At 63.4% G+C, this 13,686-nt stretch carries 12 protein-coding genes and 1 pseudogene; 11 read left to right on the forward strand and 2 right to left on the reverse strand.

Annotated elements, in window-relative coordinates; genetic code table 11:
- Nucleotides 1–362: 362 nt before the first annotated feature.
- Together OHD62_RS01680 and OHD62_RS01685 are read right to left on the reverse strand one after the other, a co-directional pair.
- Nucleotides 363–1,121 carry an SDR family NAD(P)-dependent oxidoreductase gene (locus OHD62_RS01680; protein WP_412177332.1) on the reverse strand — a complete coding sequence of 253 codons (759 nt, stop codon included), beginning with the start codon at nucleotides 1,119–1,121 and terminating at the stop codon, nucleotides 363–365.
- Nucleotides 1,066–3,873 (reverse strand): ATP-binding protein, encoded by a 2,808-nt coding sequence (locus OHD62_RS01685; protein WP_263780497.1) that lies wholly within the window; start codon nucleotides 3,871–3,873, stop codon nucleotides 1,066–1,068. The genes OHD62_RS01680 and OHD62_RS01685 overlap by 56 nt, the downstream gene beginning before the upstream one ends.
- Before the next feature lie 267 nt (nucleotides 3,874–4,140).
- Here OHD62_RS01685 and OHD62_RS01690 point away from each other — a divergent pair.
- The 11 genes and pseudogenes from OHD62_RS01690 to OHD62_RS01740 form a co-directional block, all read left to right on the forward strand.
- Nucleotides 4,141–4,764 (forward strand): annotated as a pseudogene (locus OHD62_RS01690) (transposase); the annotation flags it as partial.
- Nucleotides 4,765–4,973: 209 nt separating this feature from the next.
- On the forward strand, nucleotides 4,974–5,240 hold the full coding sequence (locus OHD62_RS01695) for a hypothetical protein (protein WP_263780498.1): 267 nt from the start codon (nucleotides 4,974–4,976) through the stop codon (nucleotides 5,238–5,240).
- Nucleotides 5,241–5,655: 415 nt separating this feature from the next.
- Nucleotides 5,656–6,030, forward strand: a complete 375-nt coding sequence (locus tag OHD62_RS01700; RefSeq protein WP_263780499.1) for a DUF1330 domain-containing protein — start codon at nucleotides 5,656–5,658, stop codon at nucleotides 6,028–6,030.
- Between the two features lie 974 nt (nucleotides 6,031–7,004).
- On the forward strand, nucleotides 7,005–7,277 hold the full coding sequence (locus tag OHD62_RS01705; RefSeq protein ID WP_263780500.1) for a hypothetical protein: 273 nt from the start codon (nucleotides 7,005–7,007) through the stop codon (nucleotides 7,275–7,277).
- A gap of 294 nt (nucleotides 7,278–7,571) precedes the next feature.
- Nucleotides 7,572–9,242 (forward strand): malonate decarboxylase subunit alpha, encoded by a 1,671-nt coding sequence (gene mdcA, locus OHD62_RS01710; protein ID WP_263780501.1) that lies wholly within the window; start codon nucleotides 7,572–7,574, stop codon nucleotides 9,240–9,242.
- An 11-nt stretch (nucleotides 9,243–9,253) separates the two neighbouring features.
- Nucleotides 9,254–9,571 carry a malonate decarboxylase acyl carrier protein gene (mdcC, locus tag OHD62_RS01715; protein WP_263780502.1) on the forward strand — a complete coding sequence of 106 codons (318 nt, stop codon included), beginning with the start codon at nucleotides 9,254–9,256 and terminating at the stop codon, nucleotides 9,569–9,571.
- Nucleotides 9,564–10,493, forward strand: a complete 930-nt coding sequence (locus OHD62_RS01720; protein ID WP_263780503.1) for a biotin-independent malonate decarboxylase subunit beta — start codon at nucleotides 9,564–9,566, stop codon at nucleotides 10,491–10,493. Before mdcC ends, OHD62_RS01720 begins: the two co-directional genes overlap by 8 nt.
- Complete coding sequence (mdcE, locus tag OHD62_RS01725) at nucleotides 10,480–11,211, forward strand: biotin-independent malonate decarboxylase subunit gamma (RefSeq protein WP_263780504.1); 732 nt, start codon at nucleotides 10,480–10,482, stop codon at nucleotides 11,209–11,211. Before OHD62_RS01720 ends, mdcE begins: the two co-directional genes overlap by 14 nt.
- Nucleotides 11,204–11,866: a malonate decarboxylase holo-[acyl-carrier-protein] synthase gene (gene mdcG / locus OHD62_RS01730; protein ID WP_412177333.1), complete on the forward strand. Its 663-nt coding sequence runs from the start codon at nucleotides 11,204–11,206 to the stop codon at nucleotides 11,864–11,866. Before mdcE ends, mdcG begins: the two co-directional genes overlap by 8 nt.
- On the forward strand, nucleotides 11,842–12,732 hold the full coding sequence (mdcB, locus tag OHD62_RS01735; protein WP_263780506.1) for a triphosphoribosyl-dephospho-CoA synthase MdcB: 891 nt from the start codon (nucleotides 11,842–11,844) through the stop codon (nucleotides 12,730–12,732). Before mdcG ends, mdcB begins: the two co-directional genes overlap by 25 nt.
- Nucleotides 12,729–13,661 (forward strand): acyltransferase domain-containing protein, encoded by a 933-nt coding sequence (locus OHD62_RS01740; RefSeq protein ID WP_263780507.1) that lies wholly within the window; start codon nucleotides 12,729–12,731, stop codon nucleotides 13,659–13,661. The genes mdcB and OHD62_RS01740 overlap by 4 nt, the downstream gene beginning before the upstream one ends.
- The last annotated feature ends 25 nt before the right edge of the window (nucleotides 13,662–13,686 follow it).

Here is a 13,686-nt window from a genome sequence, read left to right on the forward strand (position 1 = left end):
GCGATCCAGCTTCAGAACGCGCTTGAGGTAGGCCAACAGCCTCTCGACTTCTCCCGCTCGCAGCGCGAAGTGACATAGGTGTCGGTGGCGGTGATATCGCGGGCCATGTCGCGCGCCATGGGCCGTCAGATAACCGCTTCGGCAGGTGGCAATCGAATTCGAGATCATGGCTGGCGTGCGGGACCATGCGGAACGATACGGGAAAATCTCTGATTTTGGCCCACGAAAAAAGCCAATGAAATCAATAATTCAGGTACGCCCTTCGGGCCCACCATTATCGTTATTTATCAATGTGTTTATCTTTTATTCCGCTGCTCGTCTTGAGCCTGCCGCCGGTTTCGCGAATTTTCCTGGTTTGGAAATCAATAGGTGGCGCGGCCGCCGGAGAGATCGAACACCGACGCGGTGGTGAAGCTGTTCTCCTTCGAGACCAGCCAGGCGACCATGTTTGCCGCCTCGTCGACTTCCAGGAACCGCGCGCGCGGGATCTTGGACAGCATGTAATCGATATGCTCCTGTTTCATCTGATCGAAGATCGGCGTGCGCGCCGCAGCCGGCGTGATGCAGTTGACCGCTATGTCGTAGCCGGCAAGTTCCTTGCCCAACGACTTGGTCAGTCCTATCACACCTGCCTTGGAGGCCGAATAAGCCGAGGCGTTGGGATTGCCTTCTTTGCCGGCGATCGAGGCGACGTTAACAATGCGGCCGTAATTGCGCGCCTTCATGGCAGGCACGACAGCGCGGTTGACGTGGAAGGTTCCGTTGAGATTGATATCGATGACGCGCCGCCAGGCATCGAGCGGGTATGCATCGAGCGTATGATTGGGCCCGGCTATCCCCGCCGAATTGACCAGGATCGAGACGTCCCCAATCTCGTCTTCGGTGCGGGCGTGTGCCGCAAGCACCGCCTCGGCATCGGTGATGTCGACCACGACTGCCCTGGCTGCATCGCCGAGCTCGCCAACTGCTGCGTCCCCGCGAACATCACGGCGATGACAATTCCGGCAGCGCCGGTCAATCTCAGCTGCGCGGTTATGCCAGCAGCGGCCCCGACTGCCGCAAGGGCTAGGTCGTGCGCGCTCGCATCCTGGATGCTGATCCCAATGCGCAGAGTAGCGCACGTGACGCGATCAGATCCTGCGTTTGAAAGCCTTCGGTGAATTGCCCATAAACGCCAGCAAGGAGCGATTGTGCCTCGGCTGTCCTGCCTGTTGCGCGCCACAAATGAGCAAGCGGGATAGCTGCCTTCAGAGCCCAAGCGAGTGCGCCCTGGGACCGGGCGCACTCCACAGACTGCACAAGAAAGCGCTCTGCCTCTATCTTGTTGGGCTCTGGCGCGAGCAATGCGACCTCCCCTTGGGTCCGCAGCAATTCGGGCCTCCAACATTGTTCGTCAACCTGCTCCGCACGTGCGAGCGCGGCCTCCATGATAGACACGGCCTCTCCGCTTCGGCCCGCATTCGCCAACGCCTTGGCAAAGACGCAAGACGTTGATGAGGCTATGATACTGTAAGTTTGGCTAGCGAGCATCGCCGCGTGGACATCACTCAGCATTTCCAGGGCATGTCGGTCGTTGCCCTTGGTCAGCACCAACTCGGCTTTCTGTGCCTTGGCGATGGCATGAAAACTAGCGAGAGAATACTTGGCCGAGTGCGCCAGCGCGACCTCAATCGGCTCGACCGCGGCGTCGGTTTCGCCACACCAGATGAGAACCGGAATCGTCCACACGAGAGCGAAGCAATAAGAGGCATGATGGCTGTATTTTGCCATGTGGCTCATCGTCAGATAGGCGCTTTCAAGAGCTTGATCCGGAAATCCCTGCAGCCACAAACTCCGCGTTAAACCAAACCGCGCGCGGGCCTCGCACGCAAGATCCAATTGCAGGGGGCCGCTCGTGGCGTGCAAGCGAAAGCCGCTCCGGCAGTGCTTCAAGGCAGCTGCCTGATCGCCTGCTGCGTGGTATGAGGCCCCCAACATCCATTCAGAAAGGACCCGTTGCGCGGCATCACCGGTGCTGCTCGCGACTGCGGCACTCTCTTTGGCGGTTGCCATAGCTCCTTTGAAGTCGCCATGGCGAACCAGAAAGACGTTGAAATCGGCCAGCAGGTCGAAATGACGACGTTCGTCGTGGAGGTCTTTAGAAAGTTGAAGCCCCCTCTCAAAAGTCGCTTTGGCCTCGTTGAAGTCGGTCGGCGCATAGATAGCGGACCGCGAGAGCGCGTGTAATAGCTGCAGCTCTCGCAGTGTTCCGATTTCTCTATCTGTCAATCCGGCAAGGGCCTGTCGGCACCATCGCTGACATTCATCGAACTGTGACAATCCGAGCAGGAGAGGCGCTGCATAAGCGGCGAGTTCGTGCGCAACCAACGGCTCGCCGTTATCCGAGAAGCTCCAGCTAAGCGCCTTGCGGATGTTGCCGAGATGAGGGGCATACTGCGCCGCTTCACGGCCGTCGAAACCCTGCCGATCGGCTACGAACGATTTGAGAAAGGCGCAAAAGTGGGAGGCGTGGCGTGAGGCAATCGCGGCAACCTCGTCAGTCTCCTCCAGAATGCCGGAGGCGTACGCCCTGGTTGTGTCCAGTAGCCGGTAATAGACCGGACCGCTTGTCGATGAGATTGTAATCAGAGACTTATCGACCAGGCTCGAGATCGCAGCAGCGAACCCCTGGCGTTCATGCGGAGCGACGCCGGCAACTGAATAGGCGGCCTCGAGTGGGAACTGACCCACGAATATTGACAGTGTGAAAAGTGTTTCTCGCTCGCTCGGCGACAGCAGGTTAAAGCTCCAGTCCAGCATCGCATGGAGCGTTTGATGGCGTGGGAGCGAACTGCGTCGCCCCGGCAACTGAAGCGCGTTGGGGTGCTTTAAAAGATCGGCCACACCCAGAATGCCATATGTGCCAACCCGACTGGCGACGAGTTCGATGGCCAGCGCGATCCCGTCGAGCCGTCGGCAAATGTCCACCACCACTGGCGCGTCGGCATCACTGAGATTGTCCCAATGACCGCTCGACGCAGCGCGGTCCATGAACAGCTTCACCGCCGACGATCGGAGCGCTGTAGCGGCGGAGGGGAAGTCCTCCATAGGCCAGTCAAGGGGTCGGAGCAGATGAACGTTCTCAATTTCAATCCGCAAGGCTTCTCGGCTAGTCGTCAGCAGGTGCACGGATGGCGTAGTGCCAAGGATACGTGCGGCCAAGGGCGCCACGGTCTCGAGAACGTGTTCGCAGCTGTCGAGCACCACCAATGCGTGCTTTTCGGCCAGAAAATCGAGGATGGCGGGTTCCGGAGAAAGACCGTGCATGGGACAGTCGATTGCGGTGGCAATAGCACTTGCGACGTCGGCCTTGTGATCAACTGACCCGAGATCGACAAAGAAGACCGATTCAGCTCCGAAACTTTGCAAGAGCGAATGGGCCACCGCAACCGCCACGGTCGTCTTGCCGATTCCGCCTGGCCCTACGATACTCAAGAGACGATCCGACGAGACCCGACTTGCCAAGTCCCTCACCGTTTCGTCACGGCCAGCCATCGATCTCAAAGGCGCCGGCAGCGTCCTCAACCTAGGCGGCTGCAGAGCGAGGTCGACCTCGGTTGGGGATCGGCTGGCTTGGTAACCGAGTGGCGCAACGAAGGTGTATCCACGGCCGTGCACGGTAATCAGATAACGCTTACCGTCCCTCCCATCGCCGAGCACCTTACGAAGGGCTGCGATGTGGACGCGGAGATTGGCCTCTTCGACCGTTACGCCGCGCCAAACAGTGTCGATCAGATCGCGGCCGCTGACGATTTCAGTCGCCCGATCTGTCAGAGCGATGAGAATATCCAAAGCGCGGCCGCCAACGGCAACCGGTACGCCATCCCTGGTCAACAGCCGTTCGTTTGGCATCAATCGAAACGGACCGAACGAGACGGCTCTCTTAGCACTCGGGTGGCTAGTACTGCTCATTACTCGAAGCCCCCTGGCCGGGCCGTGACGCGACACTGAAAGATGTCGTACGTCCTTGATCCAAAACATCGCTGTATGACCGCACGTGAGTCAAGATCGACGATCCGTTCTGGATCCAGGTCGCGACACCCCAAGCGGCAAGTTCTCCAATGCCGTAGCCAGCGACTATCAGCCCTTCTGGCACCGCCCCGGCGCCAGATCCTGGCTGTGGAGATGGCCAATCGCGAGAGCCGCTCGGCCTGGAAGGGCTTTCTCGTCTCACTGAAGGCACGCGACCTCAAGGGCGTCGAATTGGTCGTGTCCGACGATCACGCCGGTCTGGTGGCGGCGATCGGCGAGGTGATCCCGGAAGCAGCCTGGCAACGCTGCTACGTGCACTTCCTCAGGAACGCGCTCGATCATCTGCCGCGCAAGCACGGCGACGACTGCCTGCAGGAGTTGCGCTGGCTCTACGACCGGCGCGATCTCGCTGAGGCCAGGGCCGATCTCGCCGCATGGCTCGCCAAATGGTCGCCGCGCTATCCGCGCCTGACAGGCTGGGCCGAGGATGCCATCGAACAGACCCTGACCTTCTTCAGGCTGCCGAGACAGCACCACAAGCATCTCAAGTCCACCAACATGCTCGAACGGCTCAACGGGGAAATCCGCCGGCGCACCTATGTCGTGCGCATCTTCCCCAACGCCGAAAGCTGCCTGCGCATGGTCAGGGCGCTCGCCGTCGAAACCAACGAAAACTGGATGGAGGCCAACCGCTACATCAAGATGGACGACCTGCGCGAGCACAAGAAGCTCGCTCTACGCCAAGCCGCATGACCAGCAGTATGGCCGCCTCAATTTGCAGAACTTGACGCACACAACCGTTGAAAGGAGCGCTGGCCAACTCGTTTGGATACGGATGTCATCGAAATCATATCTAGGTAGGGGGTTTTTCGACGTATGATGTAGATTCCCCAAACTCCCGTATAATTGTGCGCGTCGACAGCTCAAATATTCTGAGACCGCACTCGCCAAGGGCGGACGAGTTGGCTGGCCTGCGCCTGCGTTTTGGCAGCTTCAGCTTGGCTCCGACCGCCGATCTTGGCCGCGGCTTCCAGAAGCACATTTTTCATGAAGGTCTCTGGCCAATGACTATTCAGTTGCTTGACAATATTCAGCGAAAGATACCTCCTGACGGTGTCGTGGCATCTAACGGCGTGCGCGACCCTGTCGGGCGCCAATCCGGAACAACTGGGACGATAGCTGTAGCGAGTATGTCGCCGGATGTTACGGGGCTCGATCTTACGGATTGACCTTCCCTATATCGATGTCGTTCTGTCGATCTCCGCGCAGCCCTGGACCCCCGTACAACGAACCAAGGTTTCACGAGATTTCCAGCGTCAGACGGCATGCCATCCGATCCAGTCATCGAATGTCTACTTTCGCAGCGTGAGCACGGTGATAGCAATGTGACCGGCAGCCCGCCTGTTGCGCACTACACTTATGACCCGATGAGATTTGGCGGTTTCGTCTTTTCAACGCGGCGGCGTCCTGCTGCATGATGCCAACGGCAAGCCAGGGGTTCGTGCCAACACCATCGACCTCACCGATGTGACGATCGACCGGGCATGATCCACTAACATCTCTCCTCGCTGGTCTGATCGGCTTCGGCGGATTGTTGCTTCGACCTAGGCGATTTCTCTGCTCTCTATCCACGGAGTTACTAACATGAAGACCTATCTCATCAATCACCTTCGCCTTCCTGGGGATATTCCGAATGTCGAGGCACTGGCTTACCTCGAAGAGGTCGAAGCGACTGTCGCGCCATACGGCGGAAAGTGGCTTGCTCAAGGCCAGGTCGATGTCATCGAAGGTGCATGGCCCGGTTCGGTGGTGCTGATGGAATTCCCCAACCGAACGGCCGCGACGACCTGGTACGGCTCGCCTGAATATCAAGCCATACGTCCGCTGCGCACCAAGAACGCGATCTCGGATCTCATCCTGATCGATCATCTTCCAGAAGGCTTCACGGTAAAAGGTTTTGCGGCTGAGGTTCGTCGGGCAGTTCAGGGCAGTGGAGGGGAAGTGGCTCGGGGTGCATAGGCGCTCGAACGAAGCAAGGCCACACTTGTGGATGTTCATCCGGTCCTGCGAGAATCACTGAAGCTTCGACAACCTCAGCTTCCCGGTTCGGGCCGGATGGACAACCTATTGAAAGCTCACAGCTAGCGAGATCACCGTAAGGCGCACCGAGGTCAAGTGGTGCGAAAGATGGAAGCCCGCTCGCTGCCCGATCTTCTCAGCATGGGCGAAACCATCTCGAAGATAGGCTCCTCGAGCCCAAGCGAGTGGAAACGAAACAGTCGTCACCAGTCAACTCGATCGTCGCCAAGAGGGGACCGAGCGCGGCCACGAATATCTCGCCGAACTAACCGGCGAATCACGGAGACGGACCAGCGGCTCAATCGGTTTACGACTCGCTGATCTCAATGATGCTATACTGAAACAGCGCATAGCAGGTCTCAAGTCGATTCGGGATCAGGCCATAACCGACGCCGAAAGCGCACCACCGGTAATCAGGCGGTCACGCCGGACATGATTGAGGGCTTTGCCAATGTCGCTAGCGAAAAGCTGCGGCTTGAGGGAGGCGGTTATGGGCGGGATCACCTACGCGCTGGCACAGCGCACCGAGGTCTCCTATACCGAGTTCGCATCATAGGATCGACATCGGAACTCTTGAGAACGCTCGTGGCGGCGGAAATTCTTGATCACTACGTTTATTTGAAATCATCGCCAAATTTCCAGGTTGTGGCAGGGCGCGATTTTCTCCCGCCTGCGGCTCAGCGCAAGACGGCCAGACCAGGTCGTCCCTGACATAACCCGGCCGATGCAAAGTAACGCTCGCCGCTGCGTCCATTGCTGCGGCTTTATTCGCCATGGCAAGGCCTTCAACAGTCATCCAGACAAAAACTAGTGGTTGGAGAAAATACACAAGTCGGGTTGGGAGTTATTTTTCTACCCCACCAACGCGGTTTGTCGTTGGCACCACCCGCTGACTCCAGGGAAGGACCATACCCATGAACATCAAAGCTATCTGTCTCGGTGCCGCAATTGCACTTTCCGCGTCTGGCGGCATTGCACTTGCCGGTACGCTGGATGAGCCGGACACTATGGAGCCGTTCTTTACGGATGCCAGCATGAAAACCATGAAGCCGATGGAGGAATTCAAGGCCGTATTCATGGCCATGCCCGCCGAAAAGCGAGAAGCGATGAAGAAGGAGTGCGCGGACATGAGGCAGCCCTACACCGCTTTCTGCGCGAATGTGAATACGCTCGGTGGCCATAACTAAGACCGAGTTAGTCACGCTCAACACCGGCCGCCACGGCGTGGAAGACCAAGCCGCGTTGGGACATCGTCGCCGGCAACGACCAGATCATTAATCCCGACCTCGAGCGCTTTCCACCATGAGCGCGCCAGGGCCCCCTTCGTCGTCGTGCCAGGTGCCAGCCATTCGGATCCCGTGCGGGTTGCCGCCCTCATCGAGCAGGCGGCCCACAAGGCGGCGAGGCGACCGAATGGGAAATCGCAAAGCCGTCGCGTGCGAAGGCGCGGCAGCTTCCTTCCCGGTGCACGAGGTTCGTCCATGAATGCCCGATCGAACGGTCCATCGCAACGCGCTTGGGATACGACCCGGCAATCGCGCGAGCAGCGCCTGGCCGCCGCCGCCCGCTACGCCAGGGGCAAGCTGGTCTCCCACGAGGACGCGACGAAGCTGCTGGAGGCCGTGGTCCGTGCCGGTGACCGGGTCTGCCTCGAAGGCGATAACCAGAAGCAGGCCGACTTTCTCGCCGCCCGGCTCGCCGAGGTCGACCCTGCGGTGGTGAAGGACCTGCACATCGTGCAGTCGGGCGTGGTGCTGGCCGAGCATCTCGACCTGTTCGAGGCCGGCATCGCCAAGAGGCTCGACTTCTCCTATTCCGGCCCGCAGGGAGCAGCGATCGCGCGCGCGCTCAAGGCCGGCAAGATCGAGCTCGGCGCGGTTCATACCTATCTCGAGCTGTTCTCGCGCTACTTCGTCGATCTGACCCCGCATGTCGCGCTCACCGTGGCGCGCTGTGCGGACCGCGACGGCAATCTCTATATGGGCCCGAACACCGAGGATTCGCCCGTCGTCATCGAGGCGACCGCGTTCAAGCAAGGCATCGTCATTGCGCAGGTCAACGAGTTGGTCGACAAGGTGCCGCGCGTCGACGTACCGGGCGACCGGGTCGATTTCGTCGTGGCGGCACCGTCGAACTTCTATGTCGAGCCGCTGTTCACCCGCGACCCGGCACAGATCACCGAAACGCAAATCCTCGGCGCCATGCTGGCGATCAAGGGCATCTACGCGCCCTATGGCGTGAAGCGGCTGAACCACGGCATCGGCTTTAATACTGCCGCCATCGAGCTGATCCTGCCGACCTATGCCGAGCAGCTCGGCCTGAAGGGCAGGATCGCGACCCATTTCGCGCTGAACCCGCACCCCACCCTTATCCCGGCCATCGAGAGCGGCTGGGTCGAACAGGTCCACAGCTTCGGCTCGGAAGTCGGCATGGACGACTACATGCGTGCTCGACCGGACATATTCTTCACCGGCCGCGACGGCTCCATGGCCTCGAACCGCATGTACTGCCAGTCTGCGGGGCTCTACGCCACCGACCTGTTCATCGGCTCGACCCTGCAGATTGACCTCGCCGGCAATTCCTCGACCTTCACCAAGGACCGCATTGCCGGCTTCGGCGGCGCGCCGAACATGGGCTCCGATCCGCGCGGCCGCCGCCATGCGAGCGATGCCTGGCTGAAGGCGGGCCGCGAGGCCGCGGGCGAGACGACGCGCCTGCCGCGCGGGCGAAAACTCGTGGTGCAGATCGTCGAGACCTTCGGCGAGAAGCTCAGCCCGACCTTCGTCGAGAACCTCGACAGCATCGAGCTGGCGAAGTCGCTCGATCTCGCTCTCCCCCCGGTGATGATTTATGGCGACGACGTCAGCCACATCGTGACCGAGGAAGGCATCGCCAATCTCCTGCTCTGCCGCACGCCCGTCGAGCGCGAGCAGGCGATCCGGGGCGTCGCCGGCTACACGGATGTCGGGCGCGCTCGCGACGCCAGGGCGGTGGAGGAACTGCGCGCCCGCAAGGTGATCCAGCGGCCGGAAGACCTTGGCATCGATCCGCTCGAGGCCAACAAGAGCCTGCTCGCCGCGCGCTCTATCAAGGAGCTCATGCACTGGTCGGGCAATCTCTACGATCCGCCGGCCAAGTTCCGCAATTGGTGAGGAGGCGGCACATGGAAATCCTCAAAGTCCACCACAAAACCCGCGGTCCAGCCGCCGGCACCGTTGGCAGCGCCCTTGTCGGCGTCGTCGCCTCCGGCAATCTCGAAGTGCTGCTGGAACGCACGCTTGCCGATACTGAATGCACCGTCGAAATCGCCACCCCGGTGCGCGGCTATGACGATGTCTGGAAGGCCGTCGTCGCCGAATTTGTCGAACGCGCCTCGCCGGGCGGCCTGCGCATCTCCATCAATGACAGCGGCGCCCGACCCGACACGGTAATGCTGCGGCTGTTGCAGGGCGTGCGAACCATAGAGACTGGCCATGACTGACCCGAAGCATCCCTCTGCCGATACCGCAAGCTGGTTCCTCTCGACCGCACGCGAGCGCCTCACGGGGCTGCTCGATCCGGGTAGTTTCGCCGAGTTCCTGCCACCGACGGAGCGCGCGCAGAGCCCCCACCTCGCCTTGTTCGACCTGCCCGCCGCCTTCGACGACGGCATGGTTGTCGGGCGCGGCCGGCTCGGGAGACGTGCCGTGCTTGTCGCGGCACAGGAAGGCCAGTTCATGGGCGGCACCTTCGCCGAGGTGAGCGGGGCCAAACTCGTCGGCCTGCTACGCGCCGCACGCGACGATCCGAAGCTGCCGCGCATCGTCCTCTTGCTGCTCGACAGCGGCGGGGTGCGATTACAGGAAGCCAATGCCGGCGAGCTCGCAGTGGCCGAGGTGATGCGCGCCATCGTCGAAGCGCGCGGCTTCGGCGTGACTGTCATCGCCCTCGTCGGCGGGAGAGCAGGCGCCTTCGGCGGCGCGGGCCTCACCGCCGCCACGTGCTCGCGGATCGTCATTTCGGAACAGGGGCGCACCGGCGTGTCAGGCCCGGAGGTGATCGAGACCAACAAAGGCGTCGAGGAATTCGACTCCCAGGACAAAGCGCTGGTTTGGAGCGTGACCGGAGGACGCAATCGCCGCCTGCTCGGGGGCGCCGACGCCTATGCCGGGGACACTGTGGCGGGCTTCCGCGACGCCGTGCTCGCGTTGATCGACCGAGCGCCGCCTTTCGATCTGGTGACCCTGCGCGCCGAGCAACGACGGCTCGCCGACCGGATAGAGTGCCTTGGTGCGTGCAACTCCGCGGTCGAGATGTGGGTAGCGCTCGGCATTGCCGAACCGCAAACCATACGGAACTTGGATGATGCGGCCTTCGCGGAGATCGTCAAAGGCCTGAGAGGAGCTGCTTATGAAGCTCGATGAGATCCTCTCAAGTCTCTTCCTCATGGGGCACGACATCGATCCTCGGCCCGATCATCTGATCCTCGGCACGGGAAAGCGGGCCAATGGTGGCACGGTCGAGGTGGTCGGCATCGCCGACGGCGAGGCATTGGGGATCGAGGGGGTGCTGCCGCTGGCCCGACGCGTGCTCGACATCGTCGCGACCGGCGGCAAGACACCGATCCTCGTCATCGTCGACACGCAGGGCCAACTCATGTCCCGCCGCGACGAGATGCTCGGCCTCAACGAGTATCTCGCCCACCTAGCGAAATGCCTGCTGCTGGCGAGCCGCAGCGGCCATGCCACCGTCGGGCTGAATTACGGCAAGGCCGTCGCCGGCGCTTTCCTCGCTACTGCGCTAGCCACCGACGTCCTTGTCGCGCTGCCAGACGCCGAGCCGGCTGTGATGGACCTGCCCTCCATGGCGCGCGTGACCAAGCTGCCGCAGGAAAAGCTCGAGGCCCTGTCGAAAACCACCCCGGTCTTCGCGCCGGGGCTGGATTCGATGACCAAGGTCGGCGCGATCGCGCAGGTCTGGGACCCCGCGAAGCCGCTCGACGTCCAGTTCGAGGCGACGCTCGCGACCATCCCGGCGCACGACGTGCGCGACGCACTGGGTGCCGAGCGCGGCGGGCGGCTCCTCGCCGCCGGCATCGCCCGGCGCGTGGCGGACCAGGCGGGCGAAGACCGCCGTGCATAGCCGCCACCAACTCCTGCGCATCCGGCCGGAGGCATGGGCGGACGTGCTCGACCGCGCCCTCCGCATGCCGGAGCTCGCGGGCGACGAGCGGGAGCTTCTCGCCGGCTGGGCGGAGCGCGGCTGGCCGGTGATCGTGCGCCGTCCGGCGCTGGGCGAGACGGGCGGCATCGCGGTCGGCGTGCCCATGCCCCCCGCGCTCGGCAAGCGGCGCGTCGGTCTCACAGTCCCGGTCCCGGCCGTCGCACGGATGCTCCCCCTGGTCGCACTGGAGGAGGCCGCCGCATTGGTGCCGCCCAGGCTGCGGCCCCAGATCGACGCCGTCCTCGCGCTCGGGCGGCGCCTGGCGCTGCGGCCGGCCGTGTTCGGTGCGCTGCTCTGGCAGCACTTGACCGGGCTTTCCTATCTGCGGCCCGCCTCCGACCTCGACCTGCTCTGGCCGGCACCGGACCGCGACATCCAACCCGATCTGTTGGCCGGACTCGCGCGGATCGACGAGCACGGCGCCGTCCGGCTCGATGGCGAGATCCTGTTCTCCGGCGGGGCCGGGGTGAACTGGCGCGAGCTCCATGCCGAAATCGGTCGACCCGCCGGCGCGGTTCTTGTGAAATCCATGAAGGGAACGGAACTGAGATGCGCGCGCACCCTCTTCGCCTGACCGCTCCCACCACTGGTCCGGCCGGCACCGAGCCAGTTCACGAGGCCGTCTTCGCGTGGATCGGCGAGGCGGCGGCGCAGGCGCTGACCGACGAGCTGGAAACCTGGCCGAAGCCCGGCCTCGTCAGCCTCGTCGATGCCGGCAGCCACGATAACATGGATGCTGGCACCTTCCGGCGCAGCATCGCCGCGCTTCGGCCGTTCTACGTCGAACTCGCGCGAGCCGGTGCGGCAGGCGCAGGCATGGACGCGCTGCGGTGGACGGGGCTGCGGGCGGAAGCGGCTATGCTAGCCGCGACCGGCGGGGTAAATACTCATCGGGGCGCCATCTTCGCGCTCGGCCTGCTCTGCGCTGCAGCGGGTGCAACTCTTGCGGAATGCGCGGCCGGACTGACGGCGGCACGACTGACCTCCATGGTCCGCGACAGGTGGGCCGCAGCGATCCTGCGCGGCCCGATTCCATTGAACAGCCATGGCAGCGGCGTGCTGCGCCGTTTCGGTGCCGGTGGCGCGCGTACCGAGGCCGCGAACGGCTTCCCGCACGCCGTGCGGATCGGACTGCCCGCCCTTCACGCCGGGAGGAGCCTCTCCGGTAATGAGGAGGCGGCGCGCGTACACGCCTTCTTCGCGCTGCTGGCGGCGATGGAGGACACCAACCTGCTGCATCGCGGCGGCGCGGAGGGCCTCAGGGATGCTCGCGAGGCGGCGCGCTACTTCCTGCTCGTCGGCGGCGTCGGCCGGCCGGACTGGCTCGCCCATGCCATCGCGGTGCATCGCCGGTTCGTCGCGCGGCGCCTCAGCCCGGGCGGCTCGGCCGACCTGCTGGCCGCGACGATCTTCCTCGATCGCCTCGGGAACGGGCTGTGAGCAGCACCGCCATATTGTGCTCGGGCCAGGGCCGCCAGAGCCCGGAGATGTTCGACCTCGTCGCCTTCGAGCCGGCGGCGGCGGCGGTCTTTGCCGCGGCCGCCCGAGCGCTCGGCGGGCGGGACGCGCGCGACCTCGTGCGGGAGGGCGGCGGCATCATCCAACGCAACGGCGTCGCCCAGGTGCTGTGCTGCACGGCGGCGCTAGCCACCTGGGCCATTATCGGGCCATCAGCTCCACGCCCGCGGATCATCGCCGGCTACAGTGCGGGCGAAGTGCCAGCCTGGGCTGTCGCCGGCGTCATGGACGCGTCGAGCGCCTTCGACCTCGTGGCGCGCCGCGCCGCGTTCATGGACGAGGCGACACGCGAGCCCTCCGGGCTCGCTGCCATCGTCGGCTTGCCGCGCGATGTCGTTGACGGACTTTGCCGCGCCCATGGGCTCGACGTCGCCATCGTCAACGGTCCGCTGCACGTCATCGTCGGTGGGCGCGTGGCGGGGCTCCGGCGGGGACTCATGGACGCCGCGGCACGCGGCGCCACCCGCGCGACGATACTGCCGATCCACGTCGCCTCGCACACGCCGGCTCTCGAGGCCGCAGCCGGGCGGTTCGGCGGGCTGCTGAGGGAAACCGTCGCGGACGCCCGTTTGCCGCGCGAGGTGCGGCTGATCAGTGGGATCGACGGGACGCCGGTTCGCCGGATCGCCGACGGTCTCGTCAAGCTCGCCGCGCAGGTCGCGACAACCATCGACTGGGCGGCCTGCATGGATGCTTGCCGCGCCTCGCGTCCCGCCCGCGTGCTCGAACTCGGACCCGGCGACGCGCTGGCGCGAATGATGACCGAGTTCGAGCCCGGCATACCGGCGCGCAGCGCCGCCGATTTCCGCTCCATCACTGGCCTGCGCCGCTGGATGGAAGCGGCAGTCTGAACGCCCATACGGATAATGGAACCGA

Source organism: Mesorhizobium sp. YC-39 (assembly GCF_025753795.1).
Lineage (GTDB): Bacteria > Pseudomonadota > Alphaproteobacteria > Rhizobiales > Rhizobiaceae > Mesorhizobium.